Below are 26,669 nucleotides of genomic sequence, written 5' to 3'. Positions count from 1 at the left end.
GTTTTGTGATATTTCAAGGCAGCTTTTTTAATAATAAATTGAATCGCCAAAGTTTAATTAAAAAGTAAAATGAAAAATTTTTTTATTGCGATATTGTTGATTGGTTTTTATTCGTTAAGTGCACAAAGTTTCAAAGCTTATCAATTTTATGATAAAAAAGGAAAAAAAGTAGATACGGATCAATTGGTTAAAGAGTTAGCTGATTATGATGTCGTTTTCTTTGGAGAAAATCATAATAATTCTATCAATCATTGGTTACAGTTAAAAGTTACAGAGACTTTGTATAAACAAAAAAAGGGTCACATTATTTTAGGGGCAGAAATGTTTGAAAGAGATAATCAAGTTCAATTAAATCAATATTTGAATGGGGCAATTGATGCGAAAACCTTTAAAGATTCTACACGTTTATGGAATAATTATATCACCGATTATAAACCATTAGTGGATTTTGCTAAAGATAAGAAATTAAGTTTTATTGCGACTAATATTCCCAGAAGGTATGCATCCCAAACGTCTAAACAAGGGCTAGGATCTTTAGATACTCTAACAGATAAAGAAAAGACTTATATTGCACAATTACCTATTAAGGTAACTTTGGATACACCTGGCTATCTTGAAATGAAAGCGATGATGGGAGATCATGCAGAAGGAACAAAAGTAATGAATTTTATTGCTGCTCAAGCAACGAAAGATGCAACAATGGCGGAATCTATTCTACGCAATATACAAGCAGGAAAGACTTTCATTCATTATAATGGAAACTATCATAGTAAAGAATTTGGAGGTATTTATTGGTATATCAAACAGAAAAATCAAAAATTAAAAATGGCCGTAATTTCTGTTTTCGAATCAAATGATCCTGATTTAAAAACGCCTGATAAAGATTATATTCCTACAGATTATAATCTGATTATTCCAAGTGATATGACAAAAACCTTTTAATTTTCAATACATAACGATATAAAGGAAATGGGCTGATATAAACGGACTAATGTCCGTTTTTTTTAAATGAACAAAATAAGAGTTAAAATAATGTTCTCTTTACGTATATTTGCACGACATTTCATGAATATGAGAAATATATACTTTTTATGTATCCTTTTTATGGGCTTTATGAATGCTCAAGAATTAAATTCCCAGGAAACGGCTATTATTAATGAGGGAGATATCAATTCTGCATTACCAATCTATCAAACTACTGATGATCATCAACATCAAACGTTATTAAACCTGTCAACAGAAATTAATCCCTTTGATCCAAATACAGCAACTTTAGTGAAAAGAATGAAAGAAGCTCTTCTTTCCACAAAGGGGGGAGTTGGGATTGCTGCTCCGCAAGTGGGAATTAACAGAAAGGTAATTTGGGTTCAACGTTTTGATAAAGAAGGAAATCCGCTAGAATATTTTATCAATCCGGTCATTATCTGGAGATCCGAATTACAAAATTTAGGTCCTGAAGGAGACTTATCAATTCCTGATTTTAGAGATCAATTTTATAGAAGTAAAGTTATTCAATTGGAATATACTGATCTGAAGGGAGAGAAACATTCAGAAATGGTAGAAGGTTTTACAGCCGTAATATTCCAGCACGAAATTGATCATCTTTTCGGAATTTTGATTTCTGACAAAAAAGAAAAAGAAAAGAATGACTCTTATAAGCAAGTAGAAGCTTATAAAAAATCGGATTCGACGACAAGATAAAACAATTCCTTAAGAATATTAAGTCTTTTTATCTACAATCCAATCTCTATAATCTCATAAAACTATGGAGATTATGAATGTTGTTAATAAAGATATGCTTACATTTTGATTATTTATAAGCGAACTCCGCCTCAAAAACATCCACAAAATGTTTTCTGATCTTAGCTTTTACTTCTTCAAATTCTTCTGCGGTTAATTCTCTTTCGAGTTCTCTTTTTAAAGAAGTTACTTGTTTGTCTTTAATTCCACAAGGGATTATATATTCAAAATATCGCATATCTGTGTTCACATTCAATGCAAAACCATGTAAGGTAACCCAGCGAGAGGCCTTTACTCCCATTGCGCAAATTTTTCGAGCATAAGGTTTTCCCACATCCAACCAAACACCAGTTTCACCTGGTGAACGTTCTCCTTTCAATCCAAACTCTGCAATTGTTCGAATAATCACTTCCTCAAGATTTCGCATATACAAATGAATATCTGTGAAAAAATTTTCAAGATCTAAAATAGGGTAGCCAACAATTTGCCCATATCCATGATACGTAATATCTCCGCCCCGATTCACTTTTACAAAAGTAGCATCGATTTCTTTTAATTTATCAATTCCAGCCAACATATTTTCTTCATGACCACTTTTGCCTAAGGTATACACATGAGGATGTTCTACTAAGAGAAAGTGATTCAGAGTCGAGATATGTTGCTCTGTGGGTAAATCACGATTCTTAATTTTAGTATCAATAATATCTTTCATCAGTTTTTCCTGATAATCCCAAGAAGGCTGATATTCTTTGATCCCTAAATCTTCAAACTCTACTACTTTATTTTGATGTGTGTTCATACCTTTTTTTAGATATACAAATTTAGTGATTTTTACTCTTTTATGGAATGGACAAAATCTATTACATTTTTCTTCCAATCTCTATTTTGCAATAGAATATTGACAAAAGCAGTTCCAATGATTCCACCATCCGCTTTTTCAGTAACATTTTCAAAATCTTCTTTTGATTTAATTCCGAAACCGATCATTACCGGATTTTTCAGTGGGAGAGAGGCTAATCTTGAAAGATACTCTTCATTTCTTAAAATAGTAGTATCATTTCCAGTGGTAGATGAAGAACTTACAGCATATAAAAATCCTGAACTTAAAGAATCTAGATATAAAATTCGCTCTTCTGAAGTTTCCGGAGTTACCAAAAATGTGAAATTCAAATTATATTTTTTTAAAATATGCTGATAATTCTTTTCAAATTCAATGGATGGTAAATCTGGAATAATTAATCCTGAAATACTACTTTCAGAGCATTCTTTACAAAAATTTTCAAATCCAAAACTTAAAACAGGATTGATATAACCCATTAAGATCAAAGGAATTTTAATTTCATTTTTAATTTGTTTTAGCTGTAAAAAAAGATGCTCAATGGTCATGCCGTTTTTCAGGGCCAATTCATGTGCTTTTTGAATAACCGGACCATCTGCTACCGGATCAGAATAAGGCATCCCGATTTCTATCATATCAGCTCCTGAATTCTGTATCAGTTGTATAATTTCTGCAGTATCTTCTAATTGGGGTATCCCTGCTGTGAAGTATATGTTGAGTTTTTTCATTTCTTGTATAAGCTATTTACAAATTCTTTAAATAGGTTTCCATATCCTTATCACCTCGCCCACTAAGGCAGATGACAATAATCTGATCAGGATTAAATTTCTTTTTATCTAGCACAGCCAATGCATGAGAACTTTCTAAAGCAGGGATAATTCCTTCCAAGCGAGTTAACTCAAATGCAGATTGTAAGGCTTCGTCATCATTGATACTGAAAAATTCAGCACGTTTTTCTTTAAATAAATGAGCATGAAAAGGTCCTATTCCAGGATAATCCAATCCGGCTGAAATAGAATGAGGCTCTATGACTTGTCCGTCTTTTGTCTGCATTACCAAACTCTTACTTCCATGTAGCACTCCTAGAGTTCCCAAGAAAGTAGTAGCGGCTGATTGACCCGATTCAATTCCAAGGCCTCCCGCCTCAGCTGCTATAATGTTTACATCCTTTTCATTGACAAAATGATAAAAAGTACCCGCTGCATTGCTTCCTCCTCCTACACAGGCAATCACATAATCTGGATTTTCTCTTCCTATCTGCTCGCTAAGTTGTTCTTTTATTTCTTTTGAAATGACACTTTGAAATCTCGTTACCAAATCAGGAAACGGATGAGGTCCAACCACACTTCCAATTACATAATGTGTGGTAATCGGGTTATTAATCCAATCTCTTAATGCTTCATTAACAGCATCTTTTAATGTTTTGGAACCCGAAGTAGCTGCCACAACACTAGCACCTAACATTTTCATCCTTGCTACATTCGGAGCTTGTCGCTGAATATCGATTTCACCCATATATACAATACATTCCAAACCAAGTAACGCACAAGCGGTGGCAGTAGCAACACCATGTTGACCGGCGCCGGTTTCCGCGATAATTCTGGTTTTTCCAAGACGTTTTGCTAATAAAACCTGGCCTAAAGCATTATTAATTTTATGAGCTCCGGTATGATTGAGATCTTCCCGTTTTAAATAAATTGTAGTATTATATTTTTCACTTAAATTTTTGGCTAAATAGAGAGGAGTAGAGCGCCCTACATAGTTTTTCAACAAATCTTGATACTCTTTTTGAAAGTCTTCCGATTCGATGATATTAAGATAGTTTTTCTGTAATTCTTCTATATTAGGATACAACATTTCAGGAATAAAAGCACCCCCAAATTCTCCATAGTATCCATTTTCATCTGGATTTTTATAATTCATTTTGTTATTATTTTATAATTGAGAAAAAGAATCATTTATTGCTAGGTTTAATTCGTTTTTAAACGATGCTATTTTTAGTATATCCTTATTTCCAGGGCTCATTTCAAATTTGGAATTGATATCTAAAGCAATAGGTTTTTGATTCAAATTTTTGATGTTTTTAATATTTTTTTCTGAAACTCCGCCACTTAAAAAATAGGGTAGAGGTATTTTTATTGTATTTAAAATATCCCAGTCGAACTGTAATCCCGTTCCCCCAAAAGCCTTACTATCGGTGTCAAATAGAAAATAGTTACTATCTGATAGTTGAGCGTTAACTATTTCTTGAAGATTTCTATTGATTTCTTGTTTATAATTTCCGATTCTGATTACGTTAATAATTTCAATTTCTGGATGTAGTTTTTTCCTTAATTCTTTTATAAATATTGTACTCTCGTCTCCATGAAGTTGGATGAAATTCAGCTTTGCACATGTTGCAATTTCTATTATTTTATCTAAGCTTTCATTGACAAAAACTCCAACTTTTTTATTTTGCTCGATCTTCGCAATATCTTCCAATCTTAAATGATTCAATACATATCTTGGTGACTTTTCATAGAATATAAACCCTAGAAAATCAATTGGTAATGAGGCTAACTCGGTAATTTGATCGAGTTTTGTGAGCCCACAAACTTTGAGTTGTGGTGGAGACTGAGGAATTGATAATGGGAGATGATCCATTGGGTAGTTTTAGACGGTTATGTTTACAATAAATTCCTCAAAGGCTTTTCCAGGATTTTCATTTTTCATAAAATATTCTCCCATGAGAAATCCGTCAAATCCTCTTTCTTTCAAATAATGAAAGTCTTCAATACTATAAATACCACTTTCTGCGATAGACAAAACTCCTTTGGGAAGGCTGTTTTTTAATTGTACAGAATGTTGCAGATCTACTTTAAAATCTTTTAGATTTCTATTATTAATTCCTACTAAATCGATTTGTGAATTATAATGGGTAAGCTCATCTTCTGTATGGATTTCTAGTAAAACTTCTAGCCCTAACTCATGGGAAAGCTCTGTAAATTCTAAAACCTGATTTGCAGAAAGACAAGAAGCGATAAGTAAAACAGCGTCAGCACCTAAACTTTTTGCTTCATAAAATTGATACGTATCGATCATAAAGTCTTTTCTTAGAATGGGAATGTTTATCTGATCTCTTACGCTGAGTATATCTTCAGTACTTCCTCCAAAAAAATAAGTATCTGTAAGAATAGAAATTCCACTTGCACCATAGTTTTCATAACAAGAAACTACTTCTAGGGGTGAAACAGTGTTATTAATAATACCCTTTGATGGAGATTGTCTTTTAAATTCTGCAATAATGCCACTTTTATTTTTTAGAGAATCTTTTAATGAAATTCCTTTTCTCTTAAAAAATGGTGAATCTTTTAATTCTTTTATAGAAATTTTGGATTGAGAAGCTATAACTTCTTCTTTTTTTCTCTGTATGATGGTATCTAAAATTGTCATTTGCATTTTTATTTGATGAATTTATCAGTATGATATAGTAAATTGTATATTTATTCTAACAATAATTCTAGAGATTTCAATGCTTTTCCACTTTCTAAACTTTCCTGAGCCATAAGAAGGCAATCATTATAACTTCCAAATTTATAAGTATAATAAAGGGCAACTGAAGCATTGGCTAATACTACCGAATTTTGTTCTTCGGATCCATTTCCCTCTAATATATCCATGAAAATTTTTGCGGATTCCTGAGTTGTTTTACCTGCTTTAATACTTTCAGCGGTAATAGATTCAAATCCTAAATCTTCGGTAGAATAAATTTCTTCAATATTTTTAGTAATGATCTTAGAATCATGGGTTAAACTAATTTCATCATATCCATCTAATCCATGAATTAATATAAAGTCTTGGTCATCTTTCTGTAATAAATATTGATAAACCCTAGCTATTTCCATATTATAAACTCCTATCATAGAAAATTTGGGTTTACAAGGGTTTACTAAAGGACCTAGGAGATTGAAAAACGTTCTTAATCCCAGGGATTTTCTTAGGGATCCAACAGATTGAAGAGCGGGGTGAAAGTAGGGCGCGTGTAAAAAACAAATATTGGCTTTTTCTAAATCCTCATTCAATCTTTCTGAATTGTTTTTGAATTCATAACCCAGCTCTTCCAACACATTAGATGAGCCTGTAGTAGTAGATACCCCGTAGTTACCATGTTTGGTGATTTTTTGACCAGCTCCGGCTACAACAAAACTTGCTAAAGTGGATATATTAATAGTCTCTTTTCCGTCACCTCCTGTTCCGGTAATATCCATAGTGTCATCAAAAGCAAGGTTCACGGGAAGAGCCATAAGTAGTAATGCTTCTCTGAATCCTTCTAGTTCTTTTAATGTAATATTTCGCATCAAGAAAACACTAATAAAAGCCGTAACTTCCATCGTGTTGAATTTATTTTGGGCAATTTCAATCATAATAGCCTTTGCCTCAGATTTTGACAAAGTATGATGATTGAATAAGTATTGTAAGATTTCCTTCATTTGTGTGAATTTTTAATGAGTGAGGGATTGTGTGATTTTAGGACATTAGGAAATTTCGAATAATGATTTCTCCATCAGGAGTCAAGATACTTTCAGGATGAAACTGTACTCCATGTACATCATATTTTTTATGCTGTAAAGCCATGATCATCCCATTATTATCGACTGCCGTAACTTCTAATTCTTGAGGAAAATTGTTAGGATTTACTACCCAGCTATGATACCTTCCCACGTCTAGTGTTGGAGAAAGGTTTCTGAAGAGCTTTGCATCTGTTTTTACTATTTCAGCTGAAGTTGCCACGCCATGAAAGATTTCAGAAAGGTTAATTAAATTCCCCCCAAATGCTTCACAAATAGCTTGTTGACCAAGGCATACTCCAAAAATACTTTTCGTCGGAGCATATTTTTTAATAATGTTCAACAAAATTCCTGCTTCTTCCGGAATTCCTGGCCCTGGAGAAAGTATAATTTTATCATATTTTTCCACTTCTTCCAGGGTAATTTGATCATTTCTTATGACATCTACTTTTCTATCTAAAATTCTCTCGATAATCTGAACGAGATTGTAAGTAAAGCTATCATAATTATCAAATACCAGAACTTTAGCTTCTGATTGTTCTTTGTTATCTATTTTTTGTATATTGTTATTCATTTTTATCTTTTTAGGTTTTATATCAAGGGTGAGATTCATTGAAAAGCTTAATTATCAACTAATTTTTCTGCTTTTTCTACTGCTTGTTTTAATGCATTTAGTTTATTGTTAACTTCTTGTAACTCATTTTCAGGAATAGAATGGGCTACTAAACCTGCGCCTGCTTGATAATATAAAGTATTGTTTTTACTTAAAAATGTCCTGATCATAATAGCTTGATTACAATTGCCATTTAAACCAATAATTCCGATACAACCACCATAATAACCTCTTGAATCTTTTTCGTATTTATTGATGAGTTGAAGAGCTTTGTGTTTAGGAGCCCCACTTAATGTGCCTTGTGGAAAAGTCGCGGCAATCATAGCAAATGGATTGGCTTTTTCCTGTAGATCTGCAGTAACTTCACTCACCATATGGATAACATGGGAAAAAAGCTGAATTTCTTTTAATTTGGTAACAATCACATTTTTTCCCAATTTTCCTAAATCATTTCGAGCTAAATCAACAAGCATAGTATGTTCTGCATTTTCTTTAGGATCCTTTTTCAATTCTTCAATGGATGCTAAATCGGTATCAAAATGGCCTGTTCTTTTAAAAGTTCCAGCTATAGGATGGATAATCGCTTTATTGTTTTTTATAATTAATTGACTTTCGGGGCTGGATCCAAATAATTTGTAATTACCATAATCAAAAAAGAATAAATAAGGAGAAGGATTGATATTTCTTAAAGCCCTATAAACATTGAATTCATCACCTCTAAAGTCTTGTTGAAACCTTCTGCTTAAAACCATTTGAAACACATCTCCTCTCATGCAATGTGCTTGAGCTGTTTCGACAAGTTTTATAAATTCTTCATCAGAAATATTGGAGGTTTCCGGGCCCGTTTTCTCAAATGGATATATAATAGAATCTTGATTCTTAATTAAACTTTCCAGCAAATGAAGCTCAGATTTTATATTGTTAATTTGATTTTCAATAATATACATTTCATCATTGTAATGATTGATGGCAATGATATATTGATAAAGACGGTATCTCAAAATAGGAATTTTGGTCTCCGGGCTTTGGGCTTTAAAAGTAATATTTTCAAAAAACTGAACAGCCTCATAGCTTGTGTACCCTATTAGGCTTTGGGCGGTTTCTTCTATAGAATCATTTGCTTTTTCACATTCAAAAATCTGAGTGAAATCTTGGAGTATATCTGCAATATTGTGATCTATAATGAATTGTTTGAAGGGCTCTTCTCCTGGAAGTTTTATTTCGAACTCATTTAGATTTTTAATTTCAATACCCGCAACTGCATTAATTGCGATGAAAGAGAAATTATTATCAATATTTTTTGCATCACAGCTTTCCAATAAAATAGTATCTCGAAACTTGTCCCGAATTTGCAGATAAATATTCATGGGAGTTTGAAGATCTCCTAATGTTTTTTTGGAAACAGTTTTTATTTTTATTTTTTTGTTAAACATTTGTATTTTTATTAAGTTAAAAAAAAAAGACTTTAACGATTTCGTCAAAGTCTTTAAATATATAGTTTCTATATTATTTTTGCCATTATACTATTCTGCAACAGGATAATAGCTCCAGACCCGACGAAGAGTTTGAATGCCACCACCATATATTGTTGCTTATAATAAACATATTGCAAAAGTAAATAAATTTTCAATACAAAAAATGAAAAAATAAAAAATAAAAAAACTTAAATCGAACTTAATTATTTTAATAGGTGTAGTTTTTTTTTGATTATTTAGTCTGTTTTTATATGATTTTTGTTATTAGATGTTATTAGTATAGCTTTTATTTGTAAAAATTATTCCCTTAATAGTGTTTTATTGTGTTTATTTAGATTATGCTTTATTTTTATTATCTTAATAGCTTTTCTCCTTTAAAAATACATTTTATCTTGCCTCAAATTAATGGTAAAGTATGGTGATAGAAGGAAAATTTTTGACAAACTTTTAAATCAGTTGTATTTTCCATTTACTCTCCTATTATTAAAATTTATACTATTCTTCCTGAAAATATAATCAAGTTTTGAATTTATCATAGGTTTAAAAATTTATTTTTATATTTTTGCTTAAATTTTATAGAAAAAATGAAAAAAGTATTAGCAATTGCATTTATTGGAGGTTTATTAGTGGTTAACTGTTCTAAAAAGATAGATCATTCATTACAAGATAGTAACACGATGTTACCGGAACCTGATGCACCAACAGTAGTGGATTCGACTACAAAATCAACTCCAAAGCCAGCTGTAGCAACACCAGCACCTGCTAAAAAAGATTCAGTGGCCAAGAAATAATGAGTAAACTATTTTTAACGGGGGGACTTATATTTTTTCTATACTCCTGTTCTAAAAAAGAAAATCCTACCCTTGAATCAGTATCCTCTGAAACGAGTCTCGTCTCCGAGCCTGTCAATACAAATATTTCAGGCGATCAGATGATACAAACATTGGATTGTTCAGGGTGTCATACTATCCATGAAAGAATGATAGGACCTTCATATCAAGAAATTGCGGATAAATATTCTGAAAAAGATACTGAAATGCTTGCTTCAAAGATTGTAGAAGGTGGAAGTGGTGTGTGGGGTGGAGTACCAATGGCTGCTCATCCACAAGTATCAAAAGAAGATGCGAAGAAAATGATAGAATATATTCTGACATTAAAAAAGAAATAATTCTATTTAAAATAAATAATAGAAAGCCTTGCAATTCAATATTTGCAAGGTTTTTTTATAATCTTTATCTAAAAAAATAAAAATTAATTGTATTCAGCTTTTAGATAGAGATTATCTATTCCTTGTCAATAAGTAATTTGTTTGTAAAATACTTAGTTAAAAAAACATTAAATTTTAAATTAATATTTTTAAAAATAGATTTTGCGATATAATTTTATAAATTATCACTAAATTTGTGGGCTTTTAGAAATATAAGAAATGCAATTATCAGAACAAGAAATCATTAGAAGAGAAAAGCTGAATAAGCTTGTTGAAATGGGGATTAATGCGTTCCCGGCGGATGAATATAAAATTACAGATACTACAGAATCTATAAAAAAAGAGTTCGCAGAAAGTAAACAGGTGAAGATCGCTGGACGATTAATGTCCCGTAGAATTCAAGGGAAGGCTTCTTTTGCTGAATTGCAAGATTCTACCGGTAGAATTCAGGTATATTTCAATAGAGATGAAATTTGTCCGGGAGAAGATAAAGATTTATATAATGAGGTCTATAAATATCTTTTAGACATTGGTGATATTATAGGTATAGAAGGTGAGTTATTTACAACTCAAGTAGGAGAGATGACTGTATTGGTTAAAAATTTCACCATTCTTACGAAATCTCTTCGTCCTCTTCCTCAGGCTAAAACAGATGATAATGGAGTAGTACATGATGCATTTAATGATCCTGAGTTAAGATATAGACAACGGTATGTGGATTTGACTGTCAATCCTCATGTTAAAGAAATCTTCGTGAAAAGAACAAAATTGTTCAATGCGATGAGAACATTCTTTAATGATGCAGGTTATTTTGAAGTGGAAACACCTATACTACAGTCAATTCCTGGAGGGGCAGCGGCAAGACCATTTATAACACATCATAATGCTTTAGATATTCCACTTTACTTAAGAATTGCAAACGAGTTATATCTAAAAAGATTAATAGTGGGAGGCTTTGACGGAGTATATGAATTTTCTAAAAACTTCAGAAATGAAGGAATGGATAGAACACATAATCCGGAATTTACCGCCATGGAAATCTATGTAGCATACAAAGACTACAATTGGATGATGGACTTCACTGAAAAGTTGTTAGAGTTTTGTGCTACTCAAGTAAATGGAACAACAAAAGCTCAATTTGGAGAACACGAAATTGACTTTAAAGCTCCCTATGCAAGAGTGTCTATGACGGAAGCTATTCAAAAGTTTACAGGTTTTGATATCACAGGAAAAACAGAACAGGAACTATTTGATTTTGCTAAATCTATTGGAATTGAGGTGAATGAAACAATGGGGAAAGGAAAATTAATTGATGAAATATTCGGTGAAAAATGTGAAGGTAATTTTATACAGCCTACATTTATTACGGATTATCCCATTGAAATGTCTCCTTTAACTAAAAAACATAGAAGCAAAGAAGGTCTTACAGAGCGTTTTGAATTAATGGTTTGTGGAAAAGAAATTGCCAATGCTTATTCTGAACTTAATGATCCAATTGATCAAAGAGAGCGCTTTGAAGAGCAATTAAAACTTTCGGAAAAAGGAGATGATGAAGCGGGACAATTTATAGATGAGGATTTCCTTAGAGCATTAGAATATGGAATGCCTCCAACATCTGGTTTAGGAATTGGGATGGATCGATTAATTATGTTTTTAACGAATAATGCTTCCATTCAAGAGGTGTTGTTCTTCCCTCAGATGAGACCGGAAAAAGCAATTTCGCAGGTAGAATTAGGAGAGGATGAGAAAGTAATTATTGAAATTCTTAACTCTCAAGAAGAACCATTTGCATTAGCAGAACTAAAGGAAAGAAGTCAGCTATCCGGTAAAAAATGGGATAAAGCATCTAAGAATTTAACTAAAAATAACATAATGAAAGTAGAAAAAATCGAGGATACTCTTTTAGTAAAACTGGTATAATCAAAAGTCTACTTCACCTTAGATAATAAATTTAGGCTGTTTCTTTTTGAGACAGCCTATTTTGTATAGGGATTCACGCTCAGAATACATGAGTAAAGCGAAATAATTTTGCTATTTTTGAGAATATTTAGAAATTTCGTGAAGAAAAAAATATTCATAATTTGTATAGTCACTATGTTTTTGGTTTCTTGTAATGAGAACACAAAATTAATTCATAATTTAGAGAGGTATAATGCTTCTATGGAACAAACAGGATATCATTTTGGTGAAAAAATTAGTTTTCCCGTAGAAGTTATGAATAGTGTAAAAACTATCAGCGTTAGTTTTGGAGATAGAGAAACTTCAAATTTGTTGATTGATCCCCGTTTTTTTACATTAGGAGATAATATGGTGACTTTTATCATCAAAACCAAAAGTGGAGAAACGCTAAATCAAGATGCAAAAATTAATGTTTTTGCTAAGAATTCTGAGCGAAATATACCATATGAGATCATTGCTGAATATCCTCACAATCCTAAAAACTTTACACAAGGGCTACAAATGGAAGGAAATATGATATATGAAAGTGATGGCCTTGAAGGTTTTTCTCAGCTTATAAAATATACCTTAGGAGAGTCAGCTCCCATGATGGTTACAAAGCAAGCTCATGGAATATTTTCTGAAGGATGTACCGTTGTGGGGAATCATATATACCAGCTCACATGGAAAAATAAAAAAGGTTTTATATACAATAAAAATTCATTGGTACTACTTTCTGAGTTTGATTATCCAGAAACAATGGAAGAAGGTTGGGGACTTACTTATGATGGCCAGAATCTTATTGCCTCGGATGGTTCAAAAAATATCTATTTTTTAGAAGTAAAAAATCCGACAAAAATAATAAGATCTATTTCCGTAGCTGGAGCCTCAGAAGTTTATGATAAAATTAATGAATTGGAGTATCATGAGGGTTATTTATATGCCAATATATGGCATAAACCTATTGTATTAAAAATTAATCCTTTAAATGGAGAAGTTATTGGTAAATTTGATTTTACGAAGATTACCAATGAAAATACAAAGGAAAACGGAGAGAAAATCTTAAATGGGATTGCATTTAAAGGAAATAATATGCTTATTACAGGCAAAAATTGGTCTAAAATTTATGAAGTTATTATTAAATAATTTTGATAAAAAATGGTGCTCAAATAGTATAGTGAAATTACAGAGTATAATTTTTTTATTCTTTTTCTGGTCATTGTCTGCTCAGAAAGTACTTCCTTTGGACAGCATTAAAGTAAAAGATGCGCAAGATATGTTTGCCGATGATTATGGTAACGTATATATATACAAAAATAAAGATTTTAGCTTTACAAAATACGACTCTTTGGGTAAGCAGATTGGTAAAATGATGCTTACGGTTCCTTATAAAGTTCAATCCGTACAGAATCCTTTAAGTGTGCCATTGTTTTCAGAGAATGCCCAGGAAATGAAATTTGTGGATCAAAATTTGAATGAAATTCAAAAAATTGATTTTAAGCAAAAATTCGGATTTATCAGAATGGCATATACTGAAGATCTTCAACAGCTCTGGTTGTTGGATGATAGTATGAAAAGACTGATTCAATATAATTTTAGAAATGAAACAATCATCAATTCATATCCTTTTGATGCAAGCTTTGATGATTTAATGGATCTTTTAGTATATGAAAATAAAGTATATATTTTGACGAGGAAACATATTAGAGTATATACCCTGAAGTTTGAGAAAATTTTTGAAGAATCTATAGATAATGGAAAGCGTTTTAGACGAGAGAATGAATTTATTTTAGTTATAACAAATAATTCTATAATAAGATATAGATTAAATGATAAATTTGAGAAAATTTTTTACGATCAAGATGCCCAAATTGTGGATAAAAATACCCTAGCATATTTTGAAATCAAAGCTAACAAGCTTTATCTTTACAGCCTTGAAAAAAATAGAGAGCTTGACCAACAGATAGAACCGAAATTAGAGGTGAAATCTATAGAAGAGTCTTACAATAAACCAATAAATACAAATTAGAGATTTTGTATAGGTTTTCTAATATAAAGTTAAATATTTAATTTATAAAATAGTAAGAGTAAAGATATGCATATTGCAGTAACAGGAAATATAGGAGCAGGGAAAACGACATTAACGACTATGTTGTCAAAACATTATGGATGGGATGCTCAGTTTGAAGATGTGGAAGATAATCCTTACCTAGAAGATTTTTATGCAGATATGAGTAAATGGAGTTTTGCCTTACAGATTTATTTTTTAGGAAGTCGATTCCGACAAGTTAAAGAAATTCGAGAAAGTGGAAAAAATATTATTCAAGATAGAACCATTTATGAAGATGCACATATTTTTGCAGAAAATCTGAATGATATGGGATTACTTTCGAGTAGAGATTTTAATAACTATGTATCCGTATTTAACTTGATGAAATCATTTATTTCGGCTCCTGATTTACTAATCTACCTGAAATCTGATGTACCCAACTTAGTTAAAAAGATTTATAAAAGAGGAAGGGAATATGAAGCTTCAATTAGTATAGAGTATCTTTCTAAGCTGAACCAAAAATATGAGAAGTGGATTTCAAATTATACGGAGGGCAAACTCTTAATTATTGAAGTAGATGATTTGGATTTTGTTGAGAAACCTGAAGATTTCGGCTTAATCTTAGAAAAAATTGAAGTAGAGCTTTATGGATTGTTTTAACAATTATTTAGTATAAATTAAAATCACATTGACTTGATTTATGACTACATTTGTGGTATAAGTTTAACTCAATACCATCAAAATGTTAGTTAAAGTTTTACATAATGGAAAATGCTCGAAGTCTAATGCAGTTTTGGAGTATTTGGATGAAAATGGTGTACCATTTGAGATTATCAATATTATTGAAGACCCTCTCAGTATTTTAGAAATTAAAACGGTTCTTAAGAAGCTTAACCAAAGTGTTTTTCATATCATTAGAAAAACAGAAAAACTCTATGAAGAAAAATTTGCTAAAAATAATTATTCTGAAGATGAGTGGATTAGGATTTTGTCAGAGAACCCGTCCTTGATTCAAAGACCTATTTTAATTAAGGGTTCTGTAGCCATGCTAGGAAGGCCGATCGAAAATGTAAAGTATTTTATTGAAAAATAGTTATAAATCAAAAAGTCAGCTTTTATTTGCTGACTTTTTAATTTACAATAGAATTACGCCTTCTATTTTGGCTACTTTTTTATAAATATTAATCACCTGATCTGCATCCAAAACAAATGCATTGATGTTACAAGCTGTATATTTTCCATTTTTGCTTTCACGGTTTCCTAATGTAAATTTGATCCCGTCAAAAACCCTGTAAATTTCTGTCAGTTTTGATTGGTCAGTAGGTATAATAAATTTAAATAAATAATCTTCGGGAAAATCATGATGATCTTCTAACTTAGACTTTAAGGAATTATAAAAGTCTTCCGGACTTGCGTGTTGATTTCCTTGTAATATATCCATCTACAAATTTTAAATTATATATAAATATACTATATTTTTGGCTATTTTCCAAGAGGACCAAGCAACGCTTTTGAATTCTGTATTTCGTAATCTTCTACAATATTAAATAGCCCATTTACCAATTGTTCGGAGGCTAGTTGACTGAGTCCTCCTGCATTTACGGAATTGGTATTGCCTCCCAGTAAGTTACCTAATAAATTATTTCCGGATAAAGCAGTGTTTATGGTTTTGGCAATCCCATATTCATTTAATTTTTCATCGATCTTTGGGGCAATTGCAGCAATTAATTTTTGGTGCGTTTTTTCTTTGAGGATCAATGTAGCAGTACCTTTTTCTCCTTGGATAATGCGTGAAACATCTTGTGCATTGAGGCTATTAACTGCCTCCACGAGAATGGGTTTTGATATATTTACCGTATAAGAAGCTGCCTGTGCAATATACTCTTTTTCTTGTGTTACTAAGGATGGGGCAATCTTTTCCAATATGGAATTGATATTCTTTAATTCTTTCGGAAGTGCTTTATCAATCAGGTTGTTTTGCAAAAAAGCATCTTTATTACTATAGATACCCATTCCTTTATCTATTCCTCCTAATAAAAACTTTTTGATTACAGAAATACCTAAGTCAGTGGTTGCTAAAGATGAGCATGAGTGAATTGTAGTTGTAATAAATGCTCCTGTACCTAATAATAAGGAAGCAATAATGATGTATTTTTTCATTTATTTTCTTCTAATTTTTCTCTTTCAAATAATGCACCAAAGTTAAACACAATTATTTATTTTAACAGAATATTATAGTTATTATGTATTATTTGTGAGTATTTGAGTATTAAACAGTTGTGATGTTATTGCTATTTCTATTAAAAAAAATAATAAACATTGTTTTTAATTCAATAAATTGATATTTTTAATTTATTAAATTAATATTAAGTATTTAATTATGTAATTTTTATTAAAAGTTAATAATATTAAGGATATTTTTATAATTTTGGATAATGTCCTTTTTTGAGACTAACTATTAAATTTTATTTAAAAACTTTATATGAGGTGAATATATTCCCTCTTTTAAAATAGATTGAACGAAATAAATTAAACTATATGAAAAAAACTAATGTAAAGTATTCATGTCTCATTGCTGTTCTCTATTTTAGTATGAACGTCAATGCACAGACTACTCCTAAAGATTCTGTAACAAAAGAACAGAAAATTGAAGAGGTTGTGATGATTGGATATGGATCCCAAAAAAAAGAGAATATTACAGGAAGTATAGGCCTTGTATCTGCAAAAGACCTTGCTGATAAACCGAATGCAAACCCTATTAGTTCTATACAAGGAAAACTAGCGGGGGTACAAATTTTAAATTCGGGATCACCTGGAGGATCTCCAAGAGTGGATATTAGAGGAATCAGTTCATTGACTGGAAGTCCTGTATTTATTGTAGATGGTATGCTTACCGATGATATTTCGTTTTTGAATCCTCAAGATATTGAATCAATGAGTGTTCTTAAAGACCCTTCCAGTTTAGCAATTTTTGGTGCAAGAGCCTCGAATGGAGCGGTGATTATTAAAACAAAGATCGGCAGAAGTAAAAAGCCTGTATTTAATTTTAATTCATATTTAGGATTTAAGAAAGTAACTAATATTCCTAAAATGGCTAATGCTGATCAATATATAGAGTTGTATAATGAAAAGCTTGCTAATGAGGGAAATACAGATCCAACAAAATTGTTAAGCAGATCCAATTTTCCTGCTGATACAGACTGGTTAAGGGAAATTTTCAGAACCAGTATTATTAACTCAAATGATATCTCAGCTTCAGGAAATTTAGGTAAACTTAATTATTATGGAAGTATTGGATATTTGCAAGATGAGGGAAATCTTGCTGCTGGAGGAGGAATTAATTCTGGAAGTGGATTTAATAGGTTAGCAACAAAATTAAATCTTAATTATAAAATTACAGATAATTTGACAATTGGTAACAGTTTTTCTTTCTCAAAAATGCGTACTGATGCGGCATTGAATCCTTTATTGGATGCATACACAGCCCCTCCGATATTTCCAATAATGAATTCGACTACAGGAGATTATCAGTTTTTTAATGGATATTCCATTCCTAATCCGAGAGCAAAGTTGGATTTATATCGTTCTCAGACTAGGCAGGAAAGATTATTAAATAATGTTTGGGGAGAATATACATTCCTAAAAGACTTTACATTAAGAATTAGTTACTCTACTGATAATATTAATACGAGTAAATATGAATACACACCAACAGCTACATATACTCCGTCTGGAGATCAAAAACCTAATAAGTTAGTAACAAGAAACTCTAAAAATAGAAATTATGTATGGGATAATACATTGAGCTGGAAGAAAGCTCTTGGTAAGCATAATTTAGAATTATTAGCAGGTTTTTCTAGAACACGAAACACATATTCTGAATCATATCTTGAGGCTTTGAATGTATATTATAATGGCAGCAATGCTTCTCTTGATATTTTCAATGGAACTGATATTTACGGGACAACATTTGATGAAGGGGCTCGTAATGTAGTCCCTGACCATTACAGGATTCAATCTTTCTTCGGAAGGGTAAACTATGATTATGAAGGGAAATATTTAGTGAATGCTTCTGTTCGTAGAGATGGTGCTTCACAGTATTCTTCGGATGATAGATCTCGAGTGTTTCCGGCTGTAAGTGCAGGTTGGGTGATCTCAAAAGAAAACTTTATGAGTGAACAAAATGTATTTAATTTTTTAAAGTTGAGAGCAAGCTGGGGAAAGCTAGGGAATCCAAGTGTTAAGAGGAGATTTACACTTATTACAACTATTATTAATAGTGGAACATATTTTGGAAACAGTGGATATCCTGCACAAACAATAGATCAAATCATTGATCCAAATATTGGTTGGGAGACAACTACTGGAAAAGATTTAGGATTAGAGATGGCATTATTAAATAATAAACTTAAAATTGAAGCGACTTATTTTGATAAAGATTCTAAAGATATAGTATATGGTGTTGTTCAGGGAACGGTTTCGGGTGCAAGCAATTGGAATAACTTTATTACTAACGCATATTCTTTCAATAATAAAGGTTTTGAGGCTTCTGTAAACTATAATACTAAAATTAATGAGAATATAAATATAGTTTTTTATGGTAATTATACTGCCTTGAAAAATAAAATTACTTCAGTGTACGGTGGATCTTATTTGGAAACCGGAGCAAGTTTATTTGGTAATTCAATTGTAAGATTACAAGAAGGTCAGGCTGTTGGTTCTTATTATGGTTATCAGGTAATTGGAGTATTTCAAAATCAGGCTGATGTAAGTTCTTCACCTACCCAAAACCAAGCGAGACCAGGTGCTTTTAAATTTGCAGATTTGGATGGAAATGGAATTATCGATTCTAGAGATAAAACATTTTTAGGAAGTCCAATACCAAAAGGAACTTATGGCTTCGGAGTTAATATGAATATTTACGATTTTGATTTTGCTATTGATTTCCAAGGAGTATTTGGTAATAAGATTTATAATTTCAATAGAGAGCAGCGTTTTGGAAATGAAAATTGGGATCTTGATTTCTACAATAATAGATGGACGGGAGCGGGAACTTCCAACTCATATTCAATGGTTACCAATGATCAAGCAATTATTTTGCCAAGTAGTTTTTATGTAGAAGATGGAAGCTATATTAGAATTAGAAATATTCAAATTGGCTATAATTTACCAAAAACATTTACTAATGCTATGTCTATTACTAAATTAAGGCTGTATGTAAGCGCACAGAACCCTTGGACAAGCTTTAAGTATCATGGCTTTTCTCCGGAGATTATGAATACAGATAGGGTGCAAATGGGAGTTGATCAAAATATTTATCCTATTTCAGCTATTTATACTTTTGGTATGAACTTAACCTTTTAATTAAAAACTATGAAAAAAATATTTTTATCAATAGCTTTAGTTTCTTTAACAATAAGCTGTAATGATTACTTAGATATAAAACAGGAAGGTGTAACGGAAGCTTCATCTTTTTTTCAAACTGAAAATGATGCAATGCAGGCTACTAATGCAATATATAGTTTTCTTAGAAGTTGGGAGAATTCTGCTTTTCCGTATCAATTTGTTTTTGGTGTTCCTGCAGATGATGTGATAAAAGGTTCCAATCCAGGAGATGCATCTTTTATTAATGTATATGATAATTTTACCTATACTGTAAGTGATGAAGGAGTCAGAGGATATTGGATTGGACAATGGCAGGCTGTGAATCGAGCAAACCAAGTTATTACTAATGTTCCTAATATTGATATGAATTCAGATCTAAAAAATAGACTTGTGGCGGAGGCGAAAATGCTCAGAGCTTATTTCTATTTTAATTTGGTAAGGATCTATGGAGGAGTACCTATATTTGATGGGGTTCAAAGTAATTATACAATTCCAAGAAACTCAGTGGATGAAGTTTATAATTTTATAATTTCAGATCTTACTTCTGCAGCAAGCGTTCTTCCACAAACATATGGGGCGGCCGATTTAGGAAGAGTAACTAAAGGAGCAGCATTGGGGTTGCTTTCAAAGGTGTATTTGTATAAAAAAGATTGGCAAAAAGCTTACGATACTTCTAATCAGGTAATAGCATTGGGTTATGGATTAGATCCGGATTTTAATCATTTATTTAGGCCTGCTGGAGAGTTTGGTCCAGAGTCAGTTTTTGAAGTGAATTGCCAGTGTGTTTCCCAATATGGAGGTAGCCAGTATGCAGAAGTACAAGGGGTAAGAAATCAATTTGGCTGGGGCTTCTTTACTCCTTCAGCAGCATTAGAGAATGCTTTTGAAGTTGGAGATATCAGAAAAGAATTAACTATTCTTAGAAATGGAGAGACTACATTAGAGGGAGATCTTATTGCCATGGGAGACCCAAATTCTGTTACTACATATAATCAAAAAGTATATGTTCCTACCTCCCTAAATAACAATGCTTGTGGGTATGGTTCTATTCAGAATATTAGAATTATAAGATTTGCAGAAATTTTATTAATTAATGCAGAAGCTGCTAATGAATTAGGAAACTCTACTACGGCAGCTGCTAACCTTAATAAGGTAAGACATAGAGCTCAGTTAGGAGATACAACTGCGTCTACTCAATTAGCTTTAAGAACGGCAATTTGGCATGAACGAAGAGTCGAATTAGCTTTAGAAGGAGATAGATTCGTAGATTTAGTAAGAACTGGTCAAGCAGCAACAGTTTTAGCTTCTTATGGATTTAAAGCAGGTAAAAATGAGGTATTTCCTATTCCTTTGGATGCCATGAATCAAAGTAATGGAGCATTTGTTCAAAATCCAGGATATTAATCTATTATAAATTACAGAGGAGAATGAAAGTTCTCCTCTTCTTTTAGTATTCTATGAAAAAATAAAAAAATGAGAAGGATAATATGGTCAGTTGCTGTAGCGTCGCTCTTTACGATTTCTTGTAAAAATAATGAATTAAAAAAAGCAGAAAACGCTCAGCAGGGAGTTGTAAAAAGTAATATTACGGATGACGAACTTTTGGATAGAGTTCAGAAAGATGCATTAAAATATTTTTGGGAATATGCAGAACCTCATTCTATGTTGGGAAGGGAAAGATACCATGAAGATGATATTTATCCGGATGATGATAAACATGTGATAACGACAGGTGGATCGGGTTTCGGATTAGCCACCATATTAGTGGGGGTTGAAAGGGGATTTATTTCGCGGAAAGAAGCTGTTAAAAGACTTACTCATATGATGGATTTTTTAGAAAAATCGGATCGTTATAAAGGAGCTTGGTCACACTGGATTAATGGTGAAACAGGAAAGACAGTTCCTTTTGGTAAAAAAGATAATGGGGGAGATTTAGTGGAAACGGCATTTTTGACTTCAGGGATATTGATGGTTCGAGAATATTTTAAAAATGGAAATGTAGAAGAAAAAGCTCTTGCGCAAAAATGCGATCAGTTATGGAAAGGTATTCAATGGAATTGGTACACCAAAGAGGGTCAAAAGGTATTGTATTGGCATTGGTCACCAGAGTATCAATGGGAGATGAATTTTCCTTTAGAAGGATATAACGAATGCTTAATTACTTACATTTTAGCAGCATCATCACCTACTTATCCAATCGATGCGGAAACCTACTATAAGGGCTGGACGAGAAACGGAACTTATCTTACAAATAAAAAACAATATGGGCTTTCTATGTATGTGAAGCATAATTATGCTGAAGAATATGGAGGACCTTTATTCTGGGCACAATATTCATATATTGGTTTAGATCCTACCAACTTATCAGATAAGTTAATTGAAAATTATTTTAATTTAAATAAAAATCATATTCTTATCGATTATCAATACTGTATTGAAAACCCAAAACAATGGAAAGGCTACGGACCTAACTATTGGGGTTTAACAGCCAGTTATTCTAGAAATAAAGATGGGAGCGTAGGATATAATGCTCATTTTCCACAAAATGACCATGGGATAATCACTCCGACTGCAGCATTGAGTAGTTTTCCATATTCACCAAAAGAATCTATGGATTTTTTGAGGTTTATTTATACTCAGAAGCCTGAATTTATAGGTTCTGCAGGACCTTATGATGCAACATCTATTCACTATAATAATTGGTACACTCCAAGATACTTAGCGATTGATCAAGGGACTATTGCTCCTATGATTGAAAACTACAGAACAGGATTTTTATGGAAACTATTTATGAATGCTCCGGAAATTAAAAAAGGATTGGAAAAATTAAGTTTTCAATCCCCAAAATATGGAATAAAATAAATAGAATATTGTTTAATAAAGCTATAATCGAAATTGATTTTAGCTAAAAATTGAAATATTAAATGAAAATTACACTAAAATATTTACCATTTATGCTTTTACCGTTTTCTTTTGGTATACAGGCTCAGGAAATCAAAGCGGAATTAAATAAAGAATGTAAAAGACAGGAAAAAATATCCTATATTTTAGACTATCCTCAAAATATAAAAAGTGAGGTTCCTTTAATTGTATTTCTTCATGGTTCAGGAGAAAGAGGAACTAATTTAGATATTGTTAAAGCTCATAGCCCGTTCACGTATAAAAATCTTATTAAAGAACCCATAGCGATTTTAGCACCTCAATGTCCTGCAAATATGTGGTGGGATACGGTAACTATTTATCATCTCATTAAAGAAATTCAATCAAAATATAAGATTGATGCGTCAAGAATTTATCTTACAGGACTTTCTATGGGAGGTTGGGGAACGTTGAAGCTGGCGATGGAACATCCTGAGATGTTTGCTGCAGTAGTATCAGTTTGTGCGCCTACGGATAGAGTGATGTATGCAAATATTGACCAATATAAAGATTTAAATATGAAAATTTTTCATGGAGGTATGGATGATGTAGTTCTACCTGAAAATGCTTATAATTTTTATCAGGCTTTACATCCGGTAAATCCAACGGCAGAATTAACTGTTTTTCCAAATGATAATCATAATTCATGGGATTCTACTTATTCTAACCCTGAATTATATACCTGGATGTTGTCAAAAAAGAAAAGTAAATAAAAATTAAGACAAAAAAATAGAACTATAATTATAAAAGAAGATAGACTTATGAAAAAGTTAATTGTAATAGCCACTTTAGCGCTTGCGCCAGTAGTAGTAGCACAGGAAATGGTATCAAAGCCGGTTCAATCATATCAAACAGCTCAATACCAGGCTAAAAAGAAAGCTTTTGTTGAAAATCTTTTGTCGAAAATGACGTTAGATGAAAAGATTGGACAGTTGAATTTACCCAGTTCAGGCGATTTTACTACAGGGCTTGCTCAAAGTTCTGATATAGGAAAAAAAATTGAACAAGGTTTTGTAGGTGGTTTATTCAATATAAAAGGAGCTGATAAAATAAGGGCTGTTCAAAAAGTTGCTGTTGAAAAAAGTCGTTTAAAAATTCCTTTAATTTTTGGAATGGATGTGATCCACGGTTACGAAACAACTTTTCCTATTCCATTAGGATTAGCCGCTTCTTGGGATATGAATTTAGTGCAACAATCAGCAAGAGTAGCGGCCAAAGAGGCATCTTCGGATGGAATTAATTGGACCTATTCTCCTATGGTTGATATCTCTCGTGAGCCAAGATGGGGAAGGGTTTCTGAAGGTTCTGGAGAAGATCCGTATCTAGGAAGTGAGATTGCTAAAAATATGGTGTATGGTTACCAAGGAAAAGATTTATCTGTAGGTAATACTATTCTGGCTTGCGTGAAACACTTTGCCTTGTATGGAGCGGGTGAATCGGGGAGAGATTATAATACAGTTGATATGAGTCATGTGAGGATGTTTAATGAATACTTCCCACCTTATAAAGCAGCTGTTGATGCGGGGGTAGCATCTGTAATGGCTTCTTTTAATGAAGTTGATGGGGTTCCTGCCACAGGAAACAGGTGGCTTCAAACAGAAGTTTTAAGAAATAAATGGAACTTCAAAGGTTTTGTTGTAACAGATTATACAGGAATTAACGAGATGGTTGACCACGGAATGGGAGATCTTCAACAAGTTTCAGCGTTAGCTTTGAAAGCGGGAATTGATATGGATATGGTGGGTGAAGGTTTTTTAACGACACTTAAAAAATCTTTATCGGAAGGGAGAGTGACTCAGTCTGAAATTGATATGGCGACTAAAAGAATTCTTGAAGCAAAATATGATCTAGGGCTATTTGATGATCCTTATAAATATGGAGACTCCAAATTAGCGGCAAAAGAAGTTTTCAGTATGGAAAACCGAAATATTGCAAGAAATGCAGCGGCTCAATCCATGGTTTTGATGAAGAATAATAACCAAGTTCTCCCTTTAAAAAAGTCAGGAACGATTGCCGTAATAGGTCCATTAGTGAATAATTCATTGAATATGGCAGGAACTTGGAGTGTTGGGGCTCAACATGATAAAGCGGTTAATCTAATGCAAGGGCTGCAAACAAATTATGGGAAAGACATTAAATTCCTTTCCGCCAAAGGAGCTAATATTGATTATAATGAAAAATTAGAGGATATTTATGCAGCTCATGGAAAGAAAACCGATAGAGACAAGCGTTCAAAAGAAGAATTATTAAAAGAAGCAGTTGACATAGCCAATAAAGCAGATGTTGTTGTTCTGGCGATTGGAGAATCTGCGGAAATGAGTGGCGAATCTTCTTCAAGAACTGAAATTACAATTCCTCAGTCTCAGATAGATTTACTTAATGAATTAAAAAAGACAGGAAAACCAATTGTAATGGTTCTTTTTACAGGGCGTCCATTAGCCTTAACGAATGTTAAAGATGCTCCGGATGCTATTTTGAATGCTTGGTTTTCAGGATCAGAAGCTGGAAATGCAATTGCTGATGTTCTTTTCGGAAAAGTAAATCCTTCAGGGAAGCTTCCTATGACTTTCCCTAGAAGTTTAGGACAAGTTCCGATTTATTATAATGCTAAAAATACAGGTCGCCCTTTAGATCAAGCATTGGTTGATAAATGTGAATATCAGAGGTTTCGCTCAAATTATATGGATGAATGTAATACACCGCTTTATCCTTTCGGATATGGTATTAGCTATACGAAATTCAATTATTCTGATATCACGATTTCTAATGTAAACCCAAAAGCGAATCAGACCGTTCAGGCATCTGTTACGATAACAAACGCTGGAAGTTATGATGGAGCAGAGGTTGTTCAATTATATATTAGAGATATGGTGGGAAGTATTACTAGACCAGTAAAAGAACTAAAAGGTTTTCAGAAAATATTTTTGAAAAAAGGAGAATCTAAGAAAGTTACTTTCGATATTACTCCGGAAAATTTAAAGTTTTATAATGGAGACTTGAAATATGATTGGGAACCTGGAGAATTTGATATTATGATAGGGACAAATTCTGAAGAAGTCAAACATGTAAAAATTAATTGGAGCAAATAAGCAAAAAAGAGTCATTCAAAAGAATGGCTTTTTTCTTGTATTAGGTAGTAAAGATGAAGAAGTGGTATTAAAATAACATGGAATAATAGCGTCACAAACTGATGTTATAGGTGAATGTGGAAAATAAATTTAACAAAAAGTGTTATTTTCAATAGTTTTTTCATCTTTGGTATGATTTTTACTAGTAATTGTTGTGAAATAATTCAAACAACTATGAAAAAAATAATTCTAATTAATACGCTGTTTCTTGGCTCTTTTATGTTTGCACAAAAAGTAGGTGGCGATAGAGATGCTCATGGATGCATTGGTTCAGCTGGTTATACTTATTCACAAGTTAAAAAAGATTGTATAAGGACTTTTGAGCAAAAAGTAAAATTGACTGAGGTAAATCCTAAAGCTAGTTATACTTCGATGACTGCCGTTGTTTTCAGTGATGATATGAAAAAAGCAGAAGTTTTTCTGCCTGAGCAAGAGTCTGGAAGTTTAATTCTTACGAGAGTAAAAAAAGGAAAAACTTGGAAAAATGGAAACTATGCTTTAGTTTCTAATAAAAAGATGGGTTATCAACTTAAAAAAGATAATGTAGTGATTTATCAATAATTAGGAGCGAAATAAAATCCTATAGTATAGAACACCGTTTTTTTATAAAATAAAAATTAAAAAATTAGGCTATCTCATTGGAGATAGCCCTTTTAACTTTTTCACATGTCTGATCCTAACATAGCGTTACACAAAAACAGCAATGTTATGAAAGATCTTAATAATCAGTATGTAAAACGTAGTCAAAAAGACTATAGCCTATCCTTTAAACTCTCTGTAGTACAAGAAGTGGAGAGTGGTTCGATCGGCAATCGAGCTGCCATGCGTA

25 protein-coding genes are annotated in these 26,669 nt (G+C 32.1%); 15 read left to right on the top strand and 10 right to left on the bottom strand.

Annotated features, from left to right (window positions below; all coding sequences use genetic code 11):
• Window positions 1–69: 69 nt before the first annotated feature.
• Window positions 70–942 carry a ChaN family lipoprotein gene (locus CHRY9293_RS00130; RefSeq protein WP_162031049.1) on the top strand — a complete coding sequence of 291 codons (873 nt, stop codon included), beginning with the start codon at window positions 70–72 and terminating at the stop codon, window positions 940–942.
• A 129-nt stretch (window positions 943–1,071) separates the two neighbouring features.
• A complete protein-coding gene (def, locus tag CHRY9293_RS00125) occupies window positions 1,072–1,701 on the top strand; it encodes a peptide deformylase (protein ID WP_162031048.1) in 630 nt (209 codons plus the stop codon).
• A 109-nt stretch (window positions 1,702–1,810) separates the two neighbouring features.
• Here def and lipB read toward each other — a convergent pair whose 3' ends face one another.
• From lipB to CHRY9293_RS00085, 8 genes are read right to left on the bottom strand one after another with little or no spacing between them, the layout of a single operon-like run.
• Window positions 1,811–2,539 carry a lipoyl(octanoyl) transferase LipB gene (lipB, locus tag CHRY9293_RS00120; RefSeq protein ID WP_162031047.1) on the bottom strand — a complete coding sequence of 243 codons (729 nt, stop codon included), beginning with the start codon at window positions 2,537–2,539 and terminating at the stop codon, window positions 1,811–1,813.
• Window positions 2,540–2,571: 32 nt separating this feature from the next.
• Window positions 2,572–3,306, bottom strand: a complete 735-nt coding sequence (trpA, locus tag CHRY9293_RS00115) for a tryptophan synthase subunit alpha (RefSeq protein ID WP_162031046.1) — start codon at window positions 3,304–3,306, stop codon at window positions 2,572–2,574.
• A 16-nt stretch (window positions 3,307–3,322) separates the two neighbouring features.
• Window positions 3,323–4,501: a tryptophan synthase subunit beta gene (trpB, locus tag CHRY9293_RS00110; RefSeq protein WP_162031045.1), complete on the bottom strand. Its 1,179-nt coding sequence runs from the start codon at window positions 4,499–4,501 to the stop codon at window positions 3,323–3,325.
• 12 nt (window positions 4,502–4,513) lie between these two features.
• A complete protein-coding gene (locus CHRY9293_RS00105) occupies window positions 4,514–5,221 on the bottom strand; it encodes a phosphoribosylanthranilate isomerase (RefSeq protein ID WP_162031044.1) in 708 nt (235 codons plus the stop codon).
• A 9-nt stretch (window positions 5,222–5,230) separates the two neighbouring features.
• Window positions 5,231–6,010 (bottom strand): indole-3-glycerol phosphate synthase TrpC, encoded by a 780-nt coding sequence (trpC, locus tag CHRY9293_RS00100; protein ID WP_162031043.1) that lies wholly within the window; start codon window positions 6,008–6,010, stop codon window positions 5,231–5,233.
• Window positions 6,011–6,060: 50 nt separating this feature from the next.
• Window positions 6,061–7,047, bottom strand: a complete 987-nt coding sequence (gene trpD, locus CHRY9293_RS00095; RefSeq protein ID WP_122547685.1) for an anthranilate phosphoribosyltransferase — start codon at window positions 7,045–7,047, stop codon at window positions 6,061–6,063.
• Window positions 7,048–7,084: 37 nt separating this feature from the next.
• Window positions 7,085–7,699 (bottom strand): anthranilate synthase component II, encoded by a 615-nt coding sequence (locus tag CHRY9293_RS00090; protein ID WP_162031042.1) that lies wholly within the window; start codon window positions 7,697–7,699, stop codon window positions 7,085–7,087.
• Window positions 7,700–7,746: 47 nt separating this feature from the next.
• Window positions 7,747–9,171: an anthranilate synthase component I family protein gene (locus tag CHRY9293_RS00085; RefSeq protein ID WP_162031041.1), complete on the bottom strand. Its 1,425-nt coding sequence runs from the start codon at window positions 9,169–9,171 to the stop codon at window positions 7,747–7,749.
• A 626-nt stretch (window positions 9,172–9,797) separates the two neighbouring features.
• Here CHRY9293_RS00085 and CHRY9293_RS00080 point away from each other — a divergent pair.
• From CHRY9293_RS00080 to CHRY9293_RS00050, 7 genes are all read left to right on the top strand, one after another.
• Window positions 9,798–10,004 (top strand): hypothetical protein, encoded by a 207-nt coding sequence (locus tag CHRY9293_RS00080; protein ID WP_122547683.1) that lies wholly within the window; start codon window positions 9,798–9,800, stop codon window positions 10,002–10,004.
• Complete coding sequence (locus CHRY9293_RS00075; RefSeq protein ID WP_162031040.1) at window positions 10,004–10,381, top strand: c-type cytochrome; 378 nt, start codon at window positions 10,004–10,006, stop codon at window positions 10,379–10,381. The genes CHRY9293_RS00080 and CHRY9293_RS00075 overlap by 1 nt, the downstream gene beginning before the upstream one ends.
• 258 nt (window positions 10,382–10,639) lie before the next feature.
• Window positions 10,640–12,340 (top strand): lysine--tRNA ligase, encoded by a 1,701-nt coding sequence (gene lysS, locus CHRY9293_RS00070; RefSeq protein ID WP_162031039.1) that lies wholly within the window; start codon window positions 10,640–10,642, stop codon window positions 12,338–12,340.
• 138 nt (window positions 12,341–12,478) lie between these two features.
• A complete protein-coding gene (locus tag CHRY9293_RS00065; protein WP_162031038.1) occupies window positions 12,479–13,504 on the top strand; it encodes a glutaminyl-peptide cyclotransferase in 1,026 nt (341 codons plus the stop codon).
• Complete coding sequence (locus CHRY9293_RS00060) at window positions 13,485–14,387, top strand: hypothetical protein (protein WP_228455427.1); 903 nt, start codon at window positions 13,485–13,487, stop codon at window positions 14,385–14,387. Before CHRY9293_RS00065 ends, CHRY9293_RS00060 begins: the two co-directional genes overlap by 20 nt.
• A 66-nt stretch (window positions 14,388–14,453) precedes the next feature.
• Window positions 14,454–15,068, top strand: a complete 615-nt coding sequence (locus CHRY9293_RS00055) for a deoxynucleoside kinase (protein ID WP_122547679.1) — start codon at window positions 14,454–14,456, stop codon at window positions 15,066–15,068.
• 82 nt (window positions 15,069–15,150) lie between these two features.
• Complete coding sequence (locus tag CHRY9293_RS00050; protein ID WP_122547678.1) at window positions 15,151–15,501, top strand: ArsC/Spx/MgsR family protein; 351 nt, start codon at window positions 15,151–15,153, stop codon at window positions 15,499–15,501.
• A gap of 42 nt (window positions 15,502–15,543) precedes the next feature.
• Here the strand turns inward: CHRY9293_RS00050 and CHRY9293_RS00045 are convergent, their stop codons facing one another.
• Window positions 15,544–15,849: a DUF493 family protein gene (locus CHRY9293_RS00045; protein WP_122547677.1), complete on the bottom strand. Its 306-nt coding sequence runs from the start codon at window positions 15,847–15,849 to the stop codon at window positions 15,544–15,546.
• Between the two features lie 41 nt (window positions 15,850–15,890).
• Entirely contained in the window at window positions 15,891–16,568 is a 678-nt protein-coding gene (locus CHRY9293_RS00040; RefSeq protein ID WP_162031037.1) for a DUF4197 family protein, read from the bottom strand.
• Window positions 16,569–16,946: 378 nt separating this feature from the next.
• Between CHRY9293_RS00040 and CHRY9293_RS00035 the strand changes: the two genes are divergently transcribed.
• From CHRY9293_RS00035 to CHRY9293_RS00010, 6 genes are all read left to right on the top strand, one after another.
• Window positions 16,947–19,772 carry a SusC/RagA family TonB-linked outer membrane protein gene (locus CHRY9293_RS00035; protein WP_162031036.1) on the top strand — a complete coding sequence of 942 codons (2,826 nt, stop codon included), beginning with the start codon at window positions 16,947–16,949 and terminating at the stop codon, window positions 19,770–19,772.
• Window positions 19,773–19,781: 9 nt separating this feature from the next.
• Window positions 19,782–21,197: a RagB/SusD family nutrient uptake outer membrane protein gene (locus tag CHRY9293_RS00030; RefSeq protein ID WP_162031035.1), complete on the top strand. Its 1,416-nt coding sequence runs from the start codon at window positions 19,782–19,784 to the stop codon at window positions 21,195–21,197.
• Window positions 21,198–21,266: 69 nt separating this feature from the next.
• On the top strand, window positions 21,267–22,655 hold the full coding sequence (locus tag CHRY9293_RS00025) for a glucoamylase family protein (protein WP_162031034.1): 1,389 nt from the start codon (window positions 21,267–21,269) through the stop codon (window positions 22,653–22,655).
• A gap of 62 nt (window positions 22,656–22,717) precedes the next feature.
• Window positions 22,718–23,425, top strand: a complete 708-nt coding sequence (locus tag CHRY9293_RS00020; RefSeq protein WP_162031033.1) for a carboxylesterase family protein — start codon at window positions 22,718–22,720, stop codon at window positions 23,423–23,425.
• Window positions 23,426–23,473: 48 nt separating this feature from the next.
• Window positions 23,474–25,801 (top strand): beta-glucosidase BglX, encoded by a 2,328-nt coding sequence (bglX, locus tag CHRY9293_RS00015; protein ID WP_162031032.1) that lies wholly within the window; start codon window positions 23,474–23,476, stop codon window positions 25,799–25,801.
• A 213-nt stretch (window positions 25,802–26,014) separates the two neighbouring features.
• A complete protein-coding gene (locus CHRY9293_RS00010; protein WP_162031031.1) occupies window positions 26,015–26,401 on the top strand; it encodes a hypothetical protein in 387 nt (128 codons plus the stop codon).
• Window positions 26,402–26,669 lie beyond the last annotated feature (268 nt).

The organism is Chryseobacterium potabilaquae, from assembly GCF_902728265.1.
Taxonomy (GTDB): domain Bacteria; phylum Bacteroidota; class Bacteroidia; order Flavobacteriales; family Weeksellaceae; genus Chryseobacterium; species Chryseobacterium potabilaquae.
Note: the sequence above shows the minus strand (reverse complement) of the source record. Positions and strands in the feature narration are given on the sequence as shown.